This window comes from Nocardia sp. NPDC051052 (assembly GCF_044456045.1).
Classification (GTDB): domain Bacteria; phylum Actinomycetota; class Actinomycetes; order Mycobacteriales; family Mycobacteriaceae; genus Nocardia.
Genome location: NZ_JBITFL010000001.1, coordinates 308,921 through 328,582, shown reverse-complemented (window position 1 = coordinate 328,582; position 19,662 = coordinate 308,921). Strand labels below are relative to the sequence as shown.

The 19,662-nt window shown below is 66.1% G+C and carries 14 protein-coding genes; 1 reads left to right on the top strand and 13 read right to left on the bottom strand.

Annotation, left to right across the window (positions count from 1 at the left end):
• Nucleotides 1–116 precede the first annotated feature (116 nt).
• From ACIBCN_RS01515 to ACIBCN_RS01485, 7 genes are all read right to left on the bottom strand, one after another.
• Nucleotides 117–1,058 (bottom strand): hypothetical protein, encoded by a 942-nt coding sequence (locus ACIBCN_RS01515; protein ID WP_396989499.1) that lies wholly within the window; start codon nt 1,056–1,058, stop codon nt 117–119.
• A 3-nt stretch (nt 1,059–1,061) separates the two neighbouring features.
• A complete protein-coding gene (locus tag ACIBCN_RS01510) occupies nt 1,062–2,111 on the bottom strand; it encodes a 3-oxoacyl-ACP synthase III family protein (protein ID WP_396989498.1) in 1,050 nt (349 codons plus the stop codon).
• Nucleotides 2,112–2,202: 91 nt separating this feature from the next.
• Nucleotides 2,203–3,033 (bottom strand): SDR family oxidoreductase, encoded by an 831-nt coding sequence (locus ACIBCN_RS01505; RefSeq protein ID WP_396989497.1) that lies wholly within the window; start codon nt 3,031–3,033, stop codon nt 2,203–2,205.
• Between the two features lie 654 nt (nt 3,034–3,687).
• Nucleotides 3,688–4,701 carry an ABC transporter permease gene (locus ACIBCN_RS01500; RefSeq protein WP_396989496.1) on the bottom strand — a complete coding sequence of 338 codons (1,014 nt, stop codon included), beginning with the start codon at nt 4,699–4,701 and terminating at the stop codon, nt 3,688–3,690.
• Nucleotides 4,698–5,666 carry an ABC transporter permease gene (locus tag ACIBCN_RS01495; RefSeq protein WP_396989495.1) on the bottom strand — a complete coding sequence of 323 codons (969 nt, stop codon included), beginning with the start codon at nt 5,664–5,666 and terminating at the stop codon, nt 4,698–4,700. Before ACIBCN_RS01495 ends, ACIBCN_RS01500 begins: the two co-directional genes overlap by 4 nt.
• Complete coding sequence (locus ACIBCN_RS01490) at nt 5,659–7,203, bottom strand: sugar ABC transporter ATP-binding protein (protein WP_396989494.1); 1,545 nt, start codon at nt 7,201–7,203, stop codon at nt 5,659–5,661. The genes ACIBCN_RS01495 and ACIBCN_RS01490 overlap by 8 nt, the downstream gene beginning before the upstream one ends.
• Nucleotides 7,204–7,225: 22 nt before the next feature.
• Nucleotides 7,226–8,302 carry an ABC transporter substrate-binding protein gene (locus ACIBCN_RS01485; RefSeq protein ID WP_396989493.1) on the bottom strand — a complete coding sequence of 359 codons (1,077 nt, stop codon included), beginning with the start codon at nt 8,300–8,302 and terminating at the stop codon, nt 7,226–7,228.
• Between the two features lie 161 nt (nt 8,303–8,463).
• Here ACIBCN_RS01485 and ACIBCN_RS01480 point away from each other — a divergent pair, with 161 nt between their 5' ends.
• Nucleotides 8,464–9,468, top strand: coding sequence for a LacI family DNA-binding transcriptional regulator (locus ACIBCN_RS01480; RefSeq protein ID WP_396989491.1), 1,005 nt, complete (start codon nt 8,464–8,466; stop codon nt 9,466–9,468).
• Nucleotides 9,469–9,587: 119 nt separating this feature from the next.
• Here the strand turns inward: ACIBCN_RS01480 and ACIBCN_RS01475 are convergent, their stop codons facing one another.
• From ACIBCN_RS01475 to ACIBCN_RS01450, 6 genes are all read right to left on the bottom strand, one after another.
• Nucleotides 9,588–10,529, bottom strand: coding sequence for a hypothetical protein (locus ACIBCN_RS01475; protein ID WP_396989490.1), 942 nt, complete (start codon nt 10,527–10,529; stop codon nt 9,588–9,590).
• Nucleotides 10,530–11,080: 551 nt separating this feature from the next.
• A complete protein-coding gene (locus tag ACIBCN_RS01470) occupies nt 11,081–14,011 on the bottom strand; it encodes an AfsR/SARP family transcriptional regulator (RefSeq protein ID WP_396989489.1) in 2,931 nt (976 codons plus the stop codon).
• Between the two features lie 107 nt (nt 14,012–14,118).
• Nucleotides 14,119–15,432: a hypothetical protein gene (locus tag ACIBCN_RS01465; protein WP_396989488.1), complete on the bottom strand. Its 1,314-nt coding sequence runs from the start codon at nt 15,430–15,432 to the stop codon at nt 14,119–14,121.
• A gap of 60 nt (nt 15,433–15,492) precedes the next feature.
• Nucleotides 15,493–16,302 carry an ESX secretion-associated protein EspG gene (locus ACIBCN_RS01460; protein WP_396989487.1) on the bottom strand — a complete coding sequence of 270 codons (810 nt, stop codon included), beginning with the start codon at nt 16,300–16,302 and terminating at the stop codon, nt 15,493–15,495.
• A complete protein-coding gene (locus ACIBCN_RS01455; protein WP_396989486.1) occupies nt 16,299–18,836 on the bottom strand; it encodes a hypothetical protein in 2,538 nt (845 codons plus the stop codon). The genes ACIBCN_RS01460 and ACIBCN_RS01455 overlap by 4 nt, the downstream gene beginning before the upstream one ends.
• Before the next feature lie 141 nt (nt 18,837–18,977).
• Complete coding sequence (locus ACIBCN_RS01450; RefSeq protein ID WP_396989485.1) at nt 18,978–19,475, bottom strand: YbaB/EbfC family nucleoid-associated protein; 498 nt, start codon at nt 19,473–19,475, stop codon at nt 18,978–18,980.
• Nucleotides 19,476–19,662 lie beyond the last annotated feature (187 nt).

Sequence of the window (19,662 nt, the reverse complement as noted above, 5' to 3'; positions counted from 1 at the left end):
GCCCCATTGATCCAGCCGGTGCCCATAGCGTAGGGCGCCGACCGCGGCCTGTCATCGAATCACGGCAACAAGATCGCCCCGGCGATTCCGACACCGATGACGGAATGTCGGTAACATCAACGTCTTTCGCGCCGCACCGCGCCGCCCGTGCTCACCGTCGCGACCGCAGCCGACCGCGGATGGTAAGCAAGACAGGCAGCCGCGGCATCGTCGGCGGCCAGGAACAGCACCGAGTCGGCCGCGGCGAGCACACCGGATTCCCGCGCGTGCAGATACGCGTGCACGGGCGCCGCGGTGTACGGATCGCCGAGCGCAGGCGCGACACCGACGACCGATTCCGTTCGGTATCCCAATGTTTCGGCGAGGCTGTCGCCGAACCCCACGACGGGAGCCGGTGCGAGCAACACCGCCCGTCCTTCCGCGAAGTCGGCGCTGTCGAGGCCCTCGTCGGCCACACAGGCGCGCACGGCCGCCGCCGCGAGCTCGATCGGATCCTCCCCGCCGTGCCGAATACGCATGGCCGAGCGGCCGTACGCGCCCGCCTCACCCAGGTTGACCCAGGCCGACGGGTCGGCCTGACCGGTGGTCTCCTTGGTGTGCAGCGGACAGAATCCGCCCGTGCTCGGCGAGCTGCCGAGCAGCAGCGCGGCCGCCCCCGTGGTGTACGGGAACCCCGCGACGTAGCGCCGGGTCGACGGGTGGGTATCCCCCGCCACCAGCAGCGCGTACTCCACATCGCCGGTGGCCAGGAAGCATTCCGCGGTGTTGATGGCGTGCAGCAGCCCGGTGGCGCCGTGCATCAGGTCGAAGGAGAACGCCGGTACCCGGCCCGGCTGATATTCCAGGCCGAGGCCGATCCGTTTCTGGATGAGCGCCGACACCGCGGGCTCGGAAATGTTCTCGTCCCGGAAGACGCCGACGTTGATCAGCATGCCGACCTCGTCGACCGAAACATCCGAGTCGGCCAGGCAGCTGCGGGCCGCGCGGGCGGCCAGTTCGAAATAGCTGGCGGTGTCGAGATCGGTGTTGGTCGCCGCGGCGACAATCGTGGTACCCATGACTTATGCCTCCAGACGCGAAATAGTCGCGGCTAGATGGCCGGAAACGAGCCCCGAAGCCGCGGGAATCATCAGGATCTTCGATCCTTTGGGGATCTTCTGCTGCGCGAGATACTCGTGCAGCACCAGGAAGTGCGAGGTCGACGCCGTATTGCCGTAGTCGTGCAACACATTCAAGGCCTGCGGCATCGGGGTGCCGAAATGCTGCTCGGTCAGCTGCCCGAGGTACTCGATGACCGGCCCGCTGAATTGGTGATGGATCCAGTAGTCGTATTTCTCGCCCGCCCAGGTCCGCCCGGACTCGCTCAGGAAGGTGTCGATGCGGTGGATCGCCTGCAGGTACCTGCCCTCGTTCTGCATCGCGCGGTTGTCGGTGTAGAGCGCGATCCCGCCCGACCTGTCGCTCGGCATGCCGAGGCAATGCTCGGCCCCTTCGGCGGCGGTCAGCAGTTCGACGTAGTGGATTTCGTCGTTGTCGTCGCCGCGATCGTCGAGCACGACGGCCACCGCCGCGTCGCCGACCGTCAGCGCCGCGAATTGCGGATCGTACGGTTGGCTGATCTCCCGCACCGCGGTCTCCGCGATCGGCGTGATCTGTTCACCGCTGACCACCAGACCGTTGCGCACCACCCCCGCCTTGATCATCCGGTCCAGCACCAGCACGCCGGTCAGCATGCCCGCGCACGCGTTGGATACGTCGAAATGCCTGGCCGCCGTCGCGCCGATCGCATTGCCGAGCATCAATGCGAAAGCCGGTGCGTAGCAGAAGATTTCCTTGCCACGGGTGCGGGTAATGGAGGCCGAGATGACGATGTCGAGCTCAGCCGCGGTGTAGTCGGAATGCCGCAGGCAGTCGTCGATGGCCCGGAGCGCCAATTCGAAGGACGATTCATAGCGGTCCGGATGCGAGTCGTAGACCCGCCGATTCTTGATCCCCGTTATCCGCTCCAGATCCAGTGACCTCGGCACGGCCAGGCTGTCGATCAATTCCTCGGTGGAGCGGATGGTTTCCGGAGTGTACGAGCCGATCGACTCGAAACGCGTACGCTGCATTGCCCCTGCTTTCTGCAGATCAGTCGAGGACAAACATGATGTGTCGCTTGGTAATTCCGACAACGTTGTCGTTGACTGCGTGGCAACCGCGCTAGGGTGCGACCAGCATCGCGCTCACCTGGCACAGCCGCTGCCCGAGCGCGTCGTCCCGCGCCCGACGCGACGGAGTCTTGATGCGGTTCCTCTGAAAGTAGGCGCCGGTGATCCCGTCGACCTCGGGGTCGGTCGCGAGATAATTCAGCGCGCGTCCGCCCTCTTCGACGGAGATCATGAACAGCCGCTTGGCCACCGCGACCAGCGGCTGCCCGAACCACGGCAGCGAATCCCAGATGCCGCTCGCCACCGCGCCGGGATGAAAGGCGTTGACCGTCACCCCGGTGCCCTCGACGCGGCGCGCCAACGCCCTGGCATACAGGATATTGGCCAACTTCGATCGGCTATAAGCCTGCTCGCCCGAATACCCGCGCTCGAGGCCGAGATCATCGAAATCCAGCGAGGCGCCGAAATGCAGCACCGACGACGTGAACAGGATCCGCGAGGGCGCGCTGCGCACCATCAGGTCGATGAGCAATTCGGTGAGCAGGAATCCACCGAGGTGGTTGACCCCGAACGTCGCCTCGATACCGTCCTCGGTCTCGACCCGGTCCTTGTGATACCCGCCCGCGTTATTGGCCAGCACATCCAGCCGGTCATACTGCGCCAGCACCGTTTTGGCGAGCTGCCGAATCGAGTCCTGCGAGGCGAAGTCACATTCGAGGGTGTCCACTCCCCCGGCCCCCGCCGCCCGCACGGCCACCGCCGCGTCAGCCAGTTTTCGCGGATTCCGTCCGACGAGAACCAGCCGATCCCCTCCCTCGGCACACTGCTGCGCGGCCGCGAGGCCGATCCCCGACGTCGCCCCCGTGATCAGGATCGTCTTCATAACCGAGCACCCTGCCACACGTTTCCAGCGATTTCGCGCCGCCAAGCCATCCCGCCGTGCCACTGAAAGCTGCTGTGCAGGAACAACATTTACCGAAATGCGCAGGTCCGGCACGACCGCCCCGGATCGCCCCGGCACCCGGCACCACCCTGGCGAGCGCCTACCGGTAGGGGGTTATAGGGGTATGCCCCGCGCGCCATCGCCGACCACACCTGGCCGCGATGAACATGCCGTAATCGTCATCGCCTCGGTCAGGCCGACGCCCGATGCCGGCAGACCGGACAGCGTGCCGCGCGGGGCAGACCAATCAGCCGATGCCCAGCGCCCGGCCGATTCCACTGATGAGCGCGTACGCCCCGCCGATGACGATCAGTGGCGAGAGGATGGCAAGCCAGACGAGCGCGCCTTCGGGATTATTGACGTCCATTGCATTCTCCTAACGTTGAACCTATCTGGTCAGGAGTATTATCGGATAGAGTTTGCTGGATGTTACCTGCCCGGCGTCAGGACTTTCTCCGAGCACCCTCCGCACGCCGTTACCCCACGCTGGAGCACGGTCAACCCATCAATCGAGGCTGGCTGGACCGCCGGACAACGCACGTTGCACACTCGGTGAAACGCTGCGTGCACTGCGCAGGGCTCGGAACTATTCCGTCACACTCGGCGCACGTACCCGAGCAGCCGCTGCAACACGACCACCACCAGCAGGAAGCCGCCGCTCACCACGGACTGGTAATTGCTGTCCAGGGTGCCGATTTCGTTGATGATGTCCTGAATGACGTTGCGCAACAAGACACCGAAGATGGTGCCGATGACGGTTCCCACACCGCCGGTCAGCAGCGTGCCACCGATCACCACCGCGGCGATCGCGTCCAGCTCGGTGCCGACGCCGATCACGGTGACCCCGGATTCCAGATACGCCGCGGTCATCGCACCCGCGAACCCGGAAAGCAGCCCGCTGAGGGTGTAAACCAGGATCTTGGTGCGAATTACCGGCAGCCCCATCAGTACCGCGGAGCGTTCGGAGCCGCCGGTCGCGAACACGACCTGGCCGAATGCGGTGCGCCGCAACAACACCGCGCCCGCCGCGAACAGCAGCAGGGTGAGGTAAACGGGGTAACCGATGCCGAACAGCGTGCCACGGCCGATCTCCAGGAAGGCCTGTCCGCGCTCGATCTTGTAGGTCGTCGCGCCCTCCTCGGTGATGGCGAGCAACAGCCCACGGGCGAACAGCAGGGTCGCCAGGGTGACGATGAACGGCGCCATGCCGGTACGCGCCACCAGCACCCCGTTGATCATGCCGATGAGCCCGCACACCGCGAGCGGCAACAGCAGCGCCGCCACGAACCCCCATTGCGACCCGTACGCGGCCAGCACCCCGCCGAGCGCGTACACCGAGCCCGCCGACAGATCGATGCCACCGGAGATGATCACGAAGGTCATGCCGAGCGCGATGACGGCGAGGAACGAACTCTGCATCGCCAGATCGCGCATATTGGTCCCGCTGCCGAAATGCGGCAACGTCAGCCAGGCGACACCGGCCACCGCGACGAAAACCACCGCGGCGGGCTGCTTCTGCAGCAGCTCGAGCAGCAGCCGCGCGCCTTTGCCCGCAGTCGAATCGGCCGCCGCGGCCCGGCGATCGGCCAGTCTGGTATTGGTACTCATCGGCTGTTCCGCTCCCGTGCGACATAGACCGCCGCGACGATGATGACCGCCTGCACCATCTGCGCGGTCGAGGACGGCAGATCATGCTTGATGAGGGTGGCAAGCACCAACTGCATGAGCAGCGCACCTGCCACGGTGCCGACCACCCTGACCTTGCCACCGGTCAACGGCGTCCCGCCGACGACGACCGCGGTGATCGCCGAAAGTTCCATGAGCAGGCCGATATCGGCCGGATCGCTGGCATGCAGCCGGGCGGTGGCCAGCACCCCCGCCAGTCCGGCGAACACGCCGCACAGCGCATAGACGGTGATGAGCACCCGCCGGACCGGCAGCCCCGCCAGCTCGCTCGCGGATCGGTTGCCGCCGACCGCCACCAGCTGGCGGCCGAATGTGGTTCGGCGAATCAGCAATCCGGTGCCGACCGCGAGCACCGCCGCGATCAGCACGCTGATCGGCACGCCGAACAGGTCACCGGAGCCGAGGGTGAGGAAGGACGCGTTCTTGACGTCGACGAGCTGCCCGTTCGCGATCACCAGCGCAAGTCCGCGCCCACCGACCAGCAACGCCAGGGTGGCGATGATGGGCTGAATCCCGATGCGCGCCACCAGAATTCCATTGAACACCCCCGCCACCAGACCGACCAGCAGCGCCACGAGCACAGCCGCCGCTGGTCCGTAACCGAGGTATTGCGGAATCATGGCGGCGGCCAGCGCCATCACCGCGCCGACGGACAGGTCGATGCCCTCGGTCCCGATCACCAGCGCCATGCCGAGCGCGACGATGATCACCGGCGCGGCCTGCAGCAGCTGGGTCCGTAAGTTGGTGAACGTCAAGAAGTTCGAGGTGGCCACCAGGTTGAACAAGATCAGCCCGCCGAGCGCGGCGTACACGCCGTAGGCCTGTAGCCAGACCGTGGCCCGGCCCCGCCAGGCAGGCGGCCTGCGGACCGCAACCTGCTCAATCATGTGCCTCCCCTTCGGCTTCGACGGTGCCCGGCGCCTCGGCGAGCGCGGCAAGCACATTGCCCTCGGTCAGCTGATCGCCGACGAGTTCGCCGACGGTGGCCCCGTCGCGCAGGATGAGCAGCCGGTCGGCGCCGTCGAGCAACTCCTCCAACTCCGAGGAGATGAGCACGACGGCCAGCCCCGCGTCGGCCAGTTCGTCGATCAGCGCCTGCACCTCGAGCTTGGCGCCCACGTCAATGCCGCGGGTCGGCTCGTCCAGCAGCAATAGCTTGGGCTGCAGGCACAACCACCGCGCGAGCATGACCTTCTGCTGATTACCGTCCGAGAGTTCGGACACCTTTTGTTCCGGACCGGCCACCTTGATCCGCAGCCGGGTGATGAACGTGTCGACGATCCGGTCCTGTTGCGCGCGGCTCACCAACCCGAACCGGGACAGCCGCGGCAACGCGGCGAGCACGATGTTCTCCCGCACCGACAGCTCCGGGATGATCCCGTCCGCCCGGCGGTCCTCGGCCAGCATGGCGATGCCCGCCGCGATCGACGCGGGCGTACTGCCGGACCGAACGGACTTACCGCCGATGACGACCGAACCCCGGTCCAACGGCAGCGCCCCGAAGATGGCGCGGGCGGTCTCGCTGCGCCCGGAACCCAAAAGCCCAGCCAGCCCGACGATTTCACCGGCTCGCGCGGAAACCGAAACGCCGGTGAGGTGGTGCCTGCTGACCAGATCCTCGGCGCGCAGCACCTGCTCGGCCGCGGCGTGTTGATCGTCGCTGAAGTTGGTGGCGCCGTGCGCCTTGATCTCGCCGATATCGCGGCCGAGCATCATGGCGATCAGCGGCAGCCGCCCGAGTTCGGCGAGCGGTCCGGTATGCACCAGCCTGCCGTCGCGTAAGACGGTGACCCGGTTACAGATTCGGTAGAGCTCGTCGAGTCGGTGACTGACGTAGACGACGGCGATCTCGCGTTCGTGCAGCCGCTCGATCACCTCGAACAGGGTCTCCACTTCGCGGGGTTCCAGCGCTGACGTCGGCTCGTCCATGATCACGACGCGCGCGTCGATCGACACGGCACGGGCCAGCGCGACCATCTGCTGTGCGCCGACACCGAGACTGCGCAACGGTTTGCGGACATCGTCGGTGATGCCGTATCCGGCGAGTAGCTCGGCCGCCATCCGGAACATCCGCCGTTGATCTATGAGCCCCAACCGGTTTCGCGGCTCGCGACCGAGGAAGACGTTGTGCGCGATGCTCATCATCGGGATGAGATCGACCTCTTGGTAGATCGTGGAGATGCCCGCGCGCTGCGCGTGCAGCGGCGTCGGGAACACGGCGGGTTCGCCTCGATAGCGCAGCTGCCCGCCGTCGAGCTGGTACACGCCCGTCAACGCCTTGATGAGCGTGGACTTGCCCGCGCCGTTCTCGCCGACCAGCGCGTGCACCTCACCGGGACGCACGGTGAATGACACGCCATCGAGCGCGCGCGTGCCACCGAACTCCTTGCGCGCCTCGACGACCTCGAGTACCGGTTCGATCATCGTAATCTGCTTGCGGGAGCAATCAATACGAGTTAGCCGCCTTCGCGGCGGCGTTCGTTTCGTCGTACTCGTCATCGGAGATGATCACCGTCGCCGGGATGGCGGCACCGTCCTGGAACTGCTGCAGCGTCTGGAAAGCCAACGGCCCGAAGCGCGGATTCGACTCGACGACCGCGTTGTACGCGCCGTCGACGATCAGCTGAACCGCGTTGTGCGTGCCGTCCACCGAGACGACCTTGATGTCGGTTCCCGGCTTCTTGCCCGCGCCCTTGATGGCGTTGACGGCACCGATGCCCATCTCGTCGTTCTCGGCGTAGACGGCGGTGATGTCCGGATGGCTCTGCAGCAGTTGCTCCATCACCGACAAGCCCTTGGAACGGTCGAAATCGCCGGTCTGCTCGGCCACGATCGTCAGGCCCGGCGTGCCTGCCAGCTTGTCCTTGAAACCCTTTGTGCGGTCGGTGGTTACGTTGTTGCCGGACGAGCCGAGCAGGATCGCGATCTTGCCCTGACCGCCGGTGACCCGGATCATCTGATCGGCTGCCCGCTTGCCCTGCTCGACGAAGTCGGACCCGATGAAGGTCAGGTAGTCCGTGCAGGGTTGGGAGGTGACCTTGCGGTCGACGGTGATGACCGGGACCTGCTTGGCCTTGGCCGCGTCCAACGCCGGTTGCAGCCCATCGGAATTCAGCGGTGCCACGATCAGCGCCTGCACGCCCTGGTCGAGCAGCGACTTGATATCGCTGATCTGCTTGTTGAGATCGCTCTGGGCGTTCGTGACGAGCAGGTTGCCCGACGGGATGCCCAGCGCGGCAGCCTGATCCTTGATCGACGCGGTTTCAGTGATCCGGAACGGGTTGGCCTCCTTCTCCGACTGGGAGAAGCCGACTTTCGCCGTTTTCAGGTCGATCTTCGGGTAGCCGGTTTGGGCGAGGGTGCAGGTGGACTGGCCGCTCGGCTGGGTCGCCGCCGCGGACGCCGCGGGACCGGCCCCGGTCGGTGCGGTCGAATCCGTCTCGGATTTCGCACATCCGGACAGGGTGAGGCCGACCGCGGTGGCGACCGCGACGACGACCGTGTTGGTCTTGTTGACTGGCATCGATAACTCCTTCAGGGCACCGGCGAGGGCGCGACCCGAACCTCGCTGCCGTGCGAGGCGTTAGATGAGTTTTACAACGTTGGAACAACGTTGTAAGTAGTTTGGAGAAATCCGTTGATGTTGGTTTCCACGGATTGCCGATCGCGAGGAGGAGCAGCGCCGTGGCCGCCACGCTCAAAGACGTTGCGACACTTGCCGGCGTCTCCATCAAGACCGTGTCGAACGTCGTCAACGGCTACGACTTCGTCAAACCGGAGAACCGGCGCAAGGTGCTGGCCGCGCTGGAGGCCACCGGTTACCGGCCGCACCGGGGTGCCCGCAACCTCCGGCGCGGGCGGACCGGATTCATCGCCCTGGTACTGCCGGAACTCAACATCCCCTACTTCGCCGAGCTGACCGGTCTCGTCATCACCGCCGCCCACCAGCACGAGTGGGGCGTCTTGATCGAACAGACCCAGGGCACCAGGGACCAGGAACGCACCGCCCTCGCGTCGATGGGCCCATACCTGATCGATGGGGCGATCGTGAGCCCGCAGGCACTCGAGGCCACCGACTTCGCCGAACTGTCCCCCGCCGTCCCGCTGGTCCTGCTCGGCGAGCACGCCGTGGACGTCCCCTTCGACCATGTCGCCATCGACAACGTGCGCGCCGCCCGCGCCGCCGTGGGTCACCTCGCCCGAATCGGGCGCCGCCGCATCGCCGCCATCGGCCACAACCCGCGTCGCGGCACCGCCGCCCTCCGCCTCACCGGCTATCGAGAAGCGTTGGCCGAGGCCGACATCCCCGAACGCGACGAGTTGATCGTGACGGCGCTGGAATACCACCGCCGCGACGGCGCCGAAGCCATGAACCACCTACTAGACCTGCCGGAACCCCCCGACGCGGTCTTCTGCTTCAACGACCTCCTAGCCCTCGGCGCCATGCGCAAAGCCGCCGAACGCGGCCTCCGCATCCCCGAAGACGTAGCGATAGTCGGCTTCGACAACACCGAAGAGGGCGCCTTCAGCACCCCCACCCTCACCACCATCGCCCCCGACAAATCCGCCATCGCCCACACCGCGGTAGACCTCCTCCGCCGCCGAGCCACCACCCCCTTCCCACCCCAAGACATCCAAACCCCCTTCACCCTCGAAATCCGCGAAAGCACCACCGGCCGCACGCCGTGACGGCGCAACCCCGGCGACCCAGGTAGGACCGCTCACCGTTTCTGTGAGCCGCACACTCGGTATACCGGGTGTGCGGCTCACAGAAACGGTGAGCACTACGGTCGCGATGGGGTGGGCGGTTAAGTGCGGGGGGTGGGGAGGTAGGTGCCGAGTGTGGGGGTGTTGCGGGCGATTTCGGCGGCCAGGTGGGGCAGCCAGGTGTGGGGGGTGTCGAGGTCGCGCCAGGTCCAGCGGACTACGGTCCAGCCGAGGCGGCGGAGGGCGTCTTCGCGGTTTTTCTCGGCGATCACCACATCCTCCGGGTTCAGCGTGCCGCGGAGTTCGCTGCGGTACTTGATCTCTCCGTCGAATTCACCGATGACACCGAGATCGGGGAACAGGAAGTCGACTCGTGCCACCACAGACTTGGTTGGCGTGAGAATGCGCGCCTGCAACTCCGGGGAAGGCACCTTCAGCTCGCGCATCGCGACGCGACTGCGCGATTCACCGGGGCTCTCGGCACGCCCGTCCAGAAACTCGACAACGCGACTCGCTTGCGGGCGACCGGTCCGCCCTTTTGCCCGTTCGACCTGTTCGCACAGTTCGTCGCGGGTCGTTGTGCCCAGCCGCAAAGCCGCGTCGCCGACCACGACGGCCTGCTCGAATGGCACAGTACGGGCGAGGTCGACCACTGTTCGCGCCACGGTTGTCACCGGCAGGTCATCGACCATGACCCATTCGTCGATCGCGATCGGCATCGAGTGCAGGACCGACCTTCGGCGGACGCGCCCGCCGGTCCGGCGGTTCCGGCTTAGATGTACCCGTGCGAGCGGAATCCTCCACACCGGCAACCCGTGCACGATCGCCGCCGACACATGCGTGACTGTGACAGCGGACGTCGCCGCCGCGACGACCGCCCGGGTCAGCACGTGATGACGTTGCTCGACAGTCAATCCCACGGCGTCAGCAGACTCGACATACAGTCCACGGTGCACTCGCCGCCACCCCGCCCCACGCAACTCGTCATCGGTGAACCCCGCCAAAACCGCGTCTCGCCGAAGGATCGGCACCGGAATCTCCACCCACCCCATCCTTGCGGCCCACCCGCTCCCACACCCCCATCCCCGCCAAATGTGCATAACTCGCGGGTGTGGAGAACTTCGACTTTCGACCGCACACCCCGGCCGCGAGCCGCACCCCACCGTGGCCGCACGCCTACTGCCCGGGCCGCCCACCGTTTGTGCGAGCCGCACACCCGCTATATCGAGTGTGCGGCTCAAACAAACAGTGTGTACTCTGCGGAACCGCAACGCGCAGTGCCCGTTGCGCGGCCGCTCACCGTTTGGGTGAGCCGCACACCGGTTAGGTGAGCCGCACACCGGTCGAGCACGGCGCACACCTGCTATACCAGGTGTGGGCCTCACACAAACAGTGCGCATTCTGCGGAACCGCAACGCTTGATGCGCGGAGCACTGGTCAGAAATGCTTGGGAGGCAGCGTCGTTCACCGGGGGCTCAGCTCGCTTCGCGCGGTGGCCCGGATGGGCACGGCAAACGATCCGTCTCGCTCATGCCCTGAACCTCGCCCGGGGTGAAGGTCAAGACCGGCGATTAGGGCGCAGGTCAGGCAAGACCTATTTGCATTGGCGGAGGGCTAGGGAGGTGGGGGCGGAGGTTACGGCTTGGCGGCGGGGTGGGGGGATGTCGGGGAGGGTGAGGCCGATGCGGCGGCTCGATTGGGCGACCTTGCGCAGGATGGGTTCGGCCTTGTCGGCGGAGCCGACCGCGGTGAGGGCGTAGCTGTAGACCCACATGGCGCGCAGGCGTCGCACGATGGCCGAGACCTCGGTGAGCGCGCGCACGGCTTCGGCGGCGATCGGCACGGCGGCCTCGGCGTCGCCGCTGTAGAGGGTGACCTCGGCCAGCCGGGCCAGGGCCCAGCCCTCCTGATGCCGGCGGCCGTCGCGGCGGGCCACGTCGAGCGCCCGCTCGCACAGCTCTTTGGCTTGTACCGGATCGCCGCGCTGCAGCGTCGCGAATCCCAACTCGTGCAAGGCCATCGACTCGAGCCGGAGGCTGCCGACCAGGCGCGCGATGTACAGCGCGTGTTCGGCGGCTTCGACGGCCTCCGGCCAGCGCCGGGCGTGACAGTAGGCGCGGGCGAGCGTCGCCCAGCTCATCCCCTCACTCCATTGGTTACCTTGCTGCCGTCCCAGTTCGATGGCGCGCCGGTAGTGCTCCACGGCGACGTCCACGTTCTCCTGGTAGGCCATGGCCGTGCCGAGCATCTGCTCGGCCATGATCGCGCCTGCCCCATCGCCGAGATCCCACAGAATCGCACCGGCGTCGCGCAGGGTGCGCGCGGCACCCAGATCCGCCATGCCGACCAGCCTGGCGACGGCCGCGGCCAGCCGCCCCCTGGCCATCGTCCGGCGGTCGCCGTCCTTTTCCGCGGCGCTGCTCAGCAGCTCCAGCAGCTGCGCCACCTGCGGCAGGTGCGCGCCCGCGTCCCCGCCCACCGCGAGCGACAGCGCGAGATCGACTGCGAGCGTTCGGCTTCGGGCATCGTTGAGATCGGCGACCTGCCGATAGTGCGCGACCAGACCGAATCGTTCCGCCTGCGCCCATACGGCACACTGCCGTTCGTCGACGAACCGCTGCCCGGCCATTTCGGTAGCCGCGTAATAGTGCGTGCCGACGCCCGGATCACGCAGTTCCACAATGTTTTTCGCGCTGGCGAGATAGAAATCCATCACCCTGCGCAGCGCCTGCGGCCACTCCTGCTGCTGCGCCGGGTCGGCCACCTCGCGAGCGAACAGCCGCAACAGGTCGTGATATCGGTAGCGACCGCGTTCCGGAGTCTGCAACATTCCCAGATCAACGAGGGTTTCGCAGAGCCGCTCGGCCTCGGCCCGACCCCGATCGATCAGGGCGGCGATGGCGGCGACGGACAGATCGGGTGCGTCGGAGAAGGCGACGAGCACGAACGCCCGCGCGAACTCGGGGGCGAGCAGCCGGTAACTTTCCCGGAATACCAATTCCACACTGGTGTTGCCGATCGAGAGTTCGGCCAGCCTGCCGCGCTCGTCGGACAGCCGATCGGCCACCGCGGCGAGCCGCCAGGTCGGCCGGCTCGCCAGCCGCGCCCCGACGATCCGCAGCGAGACGGGCAGGTGCCCACACGCACGCAGGATCTCCTGTGCCGCTTCGGGTTCGGCCGACATCCGGCGCACCGATACCGTGCGCTCCAACAAGGTCCATGCCTCGTCCGGGGTGAGCACGTCCAGCGGGACCAGCCGCGCACCGAACAGTTCCGCCAGACTCGACCGGCTGGTGACCAGCACCGCCGCTTTCCCCGTGTCGGGGAGCAAGGGGGTGAGATGGTCGACGTCGCGCGCGTTGTCCAGCACCAGCAGTATCCGCTTGCCCGCTACGGTGCCGCGCCAGAGGGCCGCTCGCTCGGCCAGGTCCGACGGCAGCTCGCCCGGCTCGATGCCGAACGCGCGCAAGGCGACCGCGAGCAGCATGTCGGCGGATCGCGGACGCTCGTCCATCCCGCCGAGGTCCAGATACAACAGTCCGTCCGGGTAGCGCTTCCTGGCGCGATGCGCGAGATGCACGGCGAGCGTGGTCTTTCCGACGCCGCCGAGCCCGGTGATCGCGATCACCTGGCGCCGGTCGCAGTCGGCGTCCAACGCCTCGAACAGCTCCTGGGCCAAGTTTTCCCGTCCGACAAAGTCGGCGATGTCGGACGGCAACTGCTCCGGCACCCGCGGGGTCTCGAACTCCGTTGCGGCAGCGGGCAGTTCGCCCGTCGGCCCGGAGGTCGGCAGCTCGGCCGACAGGATCTGCTGGTGCAATCGAACCAACTCCGGGCCGGGTTCGAGGCCGAGTTCGTCGGCGAGCAGCCGACGCGCGTTCCGGTACACCTCGAGCGCCTCGGCCCGCCGCCCGCTGCGGTGCAACGCGACCATCAGCAGTTCGTGCCACCGCTCGGAGTGCGGTTCGGCGACGACGAGCGCCTCCAACTCCGCGACCGCGGCCGAATGCCTGCCGAGATCCAGCGCGACCGCCATCGCGACCTCGTACAGGGACAAGCGCAGCCGAGCCAGCCGTGCCCGCTCCCGTTCCGCCCACGGTCCAGGCAGCCCGACCAGTGGGTCGCCGCGCCACAGTTTCTGCGCCGCCGTGAGTTTGGCGTCCGCCTCGTCGACCGCGCCCGCCCGGCGATCGGTTTCGGCGGCCGCGATCAGCCCCTCGACCGCGACGACATCGAACTCCACCGCCAGCCCGAGCCGATACCCGCCGCGGGTCGAATCGAGCCACTCGTTTCCGGCGCCCGCATGGCCGTGCGCGTCGAACTGCCGACGCAGCGCGAGGACATGGTTACGCAACACGCTGGCCGCCGATTTCGGCGGACCGTCGGCCCACAGGCGCGCGGCCAGCTGCGTCGTCGACAGGGTGCGCGCGGGTTCGGCCGCGAGCATGGCAAGCACGGCAAGCAGCTGCGGCGCGGCGATATCGAGGCGATGATCCCCCAGCCACACCTCGACCGGCCCCAACATCCGTAACCGAAGTACCTCTGGCCCCACCCCGTCCGTACCCGAGCACTGCTGCGGTGCCAAAAGAAACCCTCACATCCGATCTGGCCAAGCCGACGCGAAGCAGCAGTTTACTTCCGATCGAGAATTTTGTCCGATCGCGCAGACCGAGAGGTCTGTCTCTCCTCCGGAACCTTGGTGACCAGACCCGCCAGCGACAGCTGATACAACGCGCCGTCGACATCGTCGTCCGGGTCGTCGAACAGCGCGGTCAGGGTATCGCGGGTGACCACGCCCGCCTCCGCGGCGGCCACCAGAGTCGCTGCGGCGGTGCGTAATTCCGCGCTCGGCTGGTCGCTGAGCACACCGCACACCACGTCGATCACGGTCTCGTCGGTCCAGATGCCCGGCACCGCCGCGCTGAGCCGATCCGCCGACGGGGAATCACCGCGATACCAGTTGCCGTCCTCCCACCAATAGCAGAACGACATCAGCCCGCGGGCGGCACGCGGATTCAATATCTGGTTGGCCACCCAGTCCGGAGCGCCGGCGTACAGATCCGGCAGCTCGGTGCCGTTGTGGTAAGCCACTTCCAATTCCGGTGCGTTCCAGACGCCACCCGACAACGTGGCCCGACCGCCGGGCAGCACATACAGCGTGGCACCGCCGCGCGAGGATCCCTCGAAGACGCCGACCGCGGGCTGGATCCGCGGACCCCATTCCGAGCCGACGGCCACGAACGCCGCCGCGATCGCCGCCCAGCGGGCCCACAGCACGGACAGCTCAGGGAAGTCGTCCACCGACCGCATCGCGACAACGCCCGCCGCCCAGTCGGCCCTGGTCTGCGCGGCGGCCTCGCGCGGCGTGCGCCACTGCCGATTGTCGTGCGCGAGATAGGCGGCCAGCCACACCGGTAATCGTTGGCGCGGAAACGCTTGGAGATCGGCCAGATACGCCTCGGGCACCAGCAGGTGCTCGTCGGGGAACGGCTCGGCGCCGTAGTCGTAGTCGAACTCGGCCTGGCCGCTGACCTCGAATTGGATCGTCATCCGCCACCATGGACCGTCGCCGAGCGGCGCCGAAACCTCGCGCTGCCGTCGGACCAGTTCCATGATCTCGTCCGACGGCTCGATGCTCGCCGCCTGATCGGCATCGTCGTAATAGATGACGGTGTGCACCCCGCCGAGGACGGTGAGCACGAACACCGCCGTAAACCGCTGCCAGCCCTCCGGACCGGCGACCGCCAACTCCTGGGCGACCCGGTAGGCCAGATCGGCGGCCCGGTCTTCGAGCGTCGGCTCGGTCGCGGCCGGATCCGCTTCCGGGACAGCCGAATCCGGCGTCTTAGCGGGCTCGGCACTCGAAGGCCCGTTGGCACCCATCTTGAAGGCAACGTCCGGCAGAGCACCTGCCTGCGCCGGAGTGTTCTCTTGTGCGGCAGTCATCTGGCCAGGTCCTCCATCACGGATTCCGGGAATCCCGGTTGCGTTGTCGTGTTCCCACGATCAGTACCTGTCGTCGGGACGTCCTGACTCCCAATGCGATTCGAGGCGCCGCATCAGGTTACGGATATCGGCCTCGATCCGCTCGATCAGCGTCTCACGACTGGACGCGACGGCGACCGGTGCCGCGTCCAGCGACATCACGTAGCGTCCGTCGCCTGCCACGTCCCGCCACATCATGGCTATCTCGTGAATCCCACGTGGCCCGAACTTCGACCGGCCTTGCACCACGGTGATCGCGCCCGTTCGAACGGCACGCTGCTGAAAGAACTGCTGCGTGCGGTAGACCGGCGTGTCCTCGCGGTCGTCTTCGACGTAGCTGCGGCCTGGTGTCGGCGTGACATGCTCGGCCGAGTCGGTCACGATCGGAATGTCCGGCAGCCGACCGGCCTTCATCGGTGGGAGCGAGTCGATGACGACAGTGGCCAGCTGCCGTGGGTCGCATTCGGTGATCGTGAACGCCGGAGTGTCGTAGGTGAGCAAGGCGGGCGCCTGCTCGAAGAGGTACGCGAGCGCACCGGCCCGCGCGGCGTGCAGGCGCTGTTCCTTGGCCATGTTGTCCATGTCCAGCTCGTCCCAACTACTGGCTCGCACAAACAGTTCGGGCGCGCGTAGCACCTCCAGCACACCGTCGAACGAGCCGTCCAGCCGGTGCCGCAGTTCTTCCCATGTCACGCGTTTGCGACGTTCGAGCTCGTCGACCGTGATCTCCTCGTCGGACACGAACTGGAACGGCCGCGGTAGCGAACCGCCGCGATACTGCTCGCACAGGACGATGAATTCGAGCGCGGTGAACTTCCATTGCTGGGTCACGGCTCGATCACCGGCTTCGACCGCGCGATGTCCGGCCCGAGCGCACTATCCAGATTGCTCACCGAGTCGAGGAACTTGCCCCGCTTGTGCTCCCCGTTGCCGCTCTGCGCGCCGGGCCCAGGACCGGGACCCATCGGCATTCCCGAGGTCCCGGGCCCAACCTGCGCCTGGCGTCCATCGATAGCGGGCTGAATCTCCGCCCGCGGGAACAACTTCGACGACTCCGGCGGGCCGGAATGGGTAGTAATCGGCGGATTCAGGTTGCCGCCCGGCCCGGGGCCAGGACCGGGACCAGGGCCGGGGCCGCCGACCGGAAGACCGGCACCCCGCAGCGCATCCGTGAGTTCGGTCGGCAGGTTCACGTTCTGCAGATCACCGAGACCCGGAACATTGAGCATGCCGTTGGACGCCAAACTGGCGAGGATGTCGGTACCGGACTTGATGACGTCGCCGATCGTCTTCGTGATCCCGTTCAAACCGTCGGACAACAACTTGAGCAGATCCGCGCCACCCGGAGTCTGCGGAAGAGCCTTCCCGAGATCACGCAATGTCTCCGGACTCAAGTTCCGGAGCGTCTCCGGATCCAGTTTCTTCAGCGTCTCCGGGTCCAGGTTCTTCAAACCCTCTGGGGTGAGGCCGTTCTGAATGTCTGCCCCGAGCTTCTTCAGCTGCTCGGGAGTCATATTCTTCAGCAGATCCGAACCCAGCTTCTGCAAGCCCTCCGGAGTCATATTTTTCAGCAGATCCGGACTCAGGCCACCGAGCAGCTCTTTCCCGATCTTCTGCATCGCCTCCGGGCTCAGGTCCTTGAACGGATTCTCGCCGTTGAGCAGCTTGTTGAGCAGGTCCTGGGGCGAACCCTTAGGCGGCTGACCACCCGTGGGCTGCTGCGGGTTCGTCTGCGGCGGGGTCTTCTGCGGCGGGGGTGGGATGGCGGGGCCTGGTCCGCTGCCGTAGCTGCCGGGGCCGGAACTGCCCGAGTTGCCGGGGCCGCCGGTGGCACCACCGCTGGAACCTTCCCCACCGCCCGGGCCGGCGCCGCCACTCGGTTTGAGGCTCGCCAAATTAGGCATATCCGGCATTTTGGGGCCAGGGCCGCTGGAACCCGAGGCGTTGCCCGGGCCACTGGAACCCGCTCCACTGCCCGGTCCGCCCGAACCTGAGCCATTGCCCGCGCCGCTACTGCCGCCGTTCGGGCCGCCGCTGCCGCCTGCGTTGTTGCGGCCATCTTCGAAACCGCCCTTGTAGTTGGGGCTGTTCTTGTCGATATTGCCGCTGCCACTGTTTCCGGGGCCGCCACTGCCACTGTTCCCAGGGCCGCCGCTACCGCTGTTCCCAGGGCCGCCACTGCCGCTGTTCCCAGGGCCACCGCTGCCGCCCTTGCCACCGGCGTCTTGCAGACCCTGCTTGTAACCGTCCTCATAGCCGGCCTTGTATTCAGGACTGTTCTTATCTATGTTGTTATTGTTTCCACCTCCATTATTATTATTGTTGTTATCGTTCTTGTTCTTGTTCTTGTCTTTATCTTTGTCTTTGTCCGGCGGCGGAGGGGGCGGCGGAGGCGGAGGCGCCGCAGTGCCGCCGAGGACGGTAATTGTTGGCATCGCACTCATCGAACCCTTGATACCGGCAACATAATACTTGTTGTAGGTTTCGCGATATTCGCCGAGAACGTCATTGCACTTTCCGCTAGTGTCCGGGATTTCGCTCGGCAAGTTACTATACGTGAGATTCAGCCACTGCGCGCAATACGTGAGATTATTCCCGAGATCGACTAGACTGTTGGTGAACGGCAGCGTGTTATCAGTGAAGCGCCGAATCGCCTTCATGGCTTGATCCGCACCGTTACCGTCCCACATTTCAGCCTTGACCCTATTTAATGCTGCGTTCAGGTCCGAGAAATCTTCGGTGAGCTTTCCGGCCAGCCAACCGTATCGGGCGCCCGTCTCATACGCTCGCTTATCATGATCGGCCAGAGAATCATGTAGTGCAACGAAATCAGCTGCAGACTTGCCATCGTAAGACGTTATCGAGATCGTCGTCGGGGCATCAGCGACAGTTGGCTTCGGCGGATCCGGAAGGCTGCTGTTCGCCTTGAGTTCGATATCCTTCAGCAGATCACCTCTCGGCGGCATAGGATCCATCTTCTGCAGGTCGCCGACCTTCTCGAGCTCAGCTGTCGACTCGCCTTCGGCCCGCAGATAATTCCCCCCTGCGCTCAGGAACGTATCCCCCATATCCTCCAGGGTCCATTTCAAGGTGTCCAACGCATCATAGACGAGGACACCCTTTTTATTAAAAAGAGCCGTCAGGCTTTTTCCGCCCGATTCAAGTGACCAGTCCGTCATGGTGTTCATTTTGGTATCATTGATGAAGTTCTGAAACCACACCAATCTTCCGATCAGGTCGTGACAAGCTTTTGCACAGTCGGCGAAAACCTTCGGATCGAGTTTCACCCCCTTGAAATTCAACGCGTGGCTGTCCGCCTTGGATCGCAGACCTTTCCAGTCGTCGCGAACTGTTCCGTCACCCATCCGAATTGCTCCTCGTGGTCTTCGTGGTCGATCGCGACTTGATATCCCTGGCCTCGTTCACGGCACCGCCGAGCCACGCACCGCCCGCGATCCCCGGCCGGCGGAGTTCGAGCGGAGGATACAGTCCCATCCGTCGCGGCCTCAGTCGTCGTGGTCGCTGATCATCGACCGTGGTCGCTCGAATCTGCTTGCGTCATCGAAGTCGGTGCTCTCGTCGTCGTAGTGCCGTTCCGGCGAATTCGGCGGTGCGAGCGACACGGGTGGTGCCACGGGCACCGCGGATCCGACGTCGGGCACGTTCTCGATGAGATCGGCCAGCCGAGGCAACTGCGCCTTTCGTTCGCGCAACGGTTCCATGAGCTGCCTGGCCTGCTCGTTCACCTGAGCGGCGGCGGCCTGCACCGCCTCGGTCATCGCCTTGGCGATCTCCGCGTGCGTCAGATCGTCGATGTCGTCGGCGAACAGGGTCTCGATGAGAATGCCGTCGGCGTTGACGGTCACGCTGATTCGCTTGTCGCAGGCGGTGACGGTAGCGGTGAGCTTGGCACGGTCGCGGTGGATCTCGGCAAGGCCCTGCATTTGTTCGTGCAACGCTTCCATCATCATCGCGGCATCGGCCTTCAGCCGTTCATTCGCCACCAGAAGCCTCCACATCATCGGTCGAGCCGTGCCGCAACGCCGCGCCGAGCCCAGTTGGCACCCACTGGGATTCAACACGGTCCGAGTCACGCACGCGTAAGCGCGACATAACACGGAGATAATCGTGGATTTTCCGCGCGATGCGGGGCAGGCTCATGCCACACAACACCGCGTAGGCAGCGAACTG

Excerpts from the sequence above, each read along its gene's own strand:
- ACIBCN_RS01515 (WP_396989499.1), bottom strand. The coding sequence starts at position 1,058 with ATGGGTACCACGATTGTCGCCGCGGCGACCAACACCGATCTCGACACC.
- ACIBCN_RS01510 (WP_396989498.1), bottom strand. The coding sequence starts at position 2,111 with ATGCAGCGTACGCGTTTCGAGTCGATCGGCTCGTACACTCCGGAAACC.
- ACIBCN_RS01505 (WP_396989497.1), bottom strand. The coding sequence starts at position 3,033 with ATGAAGACGATCCTGATCACGGGGGCGACGTCGGGGATCGGCCTCGCG.
- ACIBCN_RS01500 (WP_396989496.1), bottom strand. The coding sequence starts at position 4,701 with ATGAGTACCAATACCAGACTGGCCGATCGCCGGGCCGCGGCGGCCGAT.
- ACIBCN_RS01495 (WP_396989495.1), bottom strand. The coding sequence starts at position 5,666 with ATGATTGAGCAGGTTGCGGTCCGCAGGCCGCCTGCCTGGCGGGGCCGG.
- ACIBCN_RS01490 (WP_396989494.1), bottom strand. The coding sequence starts at position 7,203 with ATGATCGAACCGGTACTCGAGGTCGTCGAGGCGCGCAAGGAGTTCGGT.
- ACIBCN_RS01485 (WP_396989493.1), bottom strand. The coding sequence starts at position 8,302 with ATGCCAGTCAACAAGACCAACACGGTCGTCGTCGCGGTCGCCACCGCG.
- ACIBCN_RS01470 (WP_396989489.1), bottom strand. The coding sequence starts at position 14,011 with ATGTTGGGGCCGGTCGAGGTGTGGCTGGGGGATCATCGCCTCGATATC.
- ACIBCN_RS01465 (WP_396989488.1), bottom strand. The coding sequence starts at position 15,432 with ATGACTGCCGCACAAGAGAACACTCCGGCGCAGGCAGGTGCTCTGCCG.
- ACIBCN_RS01455 (WP_396989486.1), bottom strand. The coding sequence starts at position 18,836 with ATGGGTGACGGAACAGTTCGCGACGACTGGAAAGGTCTGCGATCCAAG.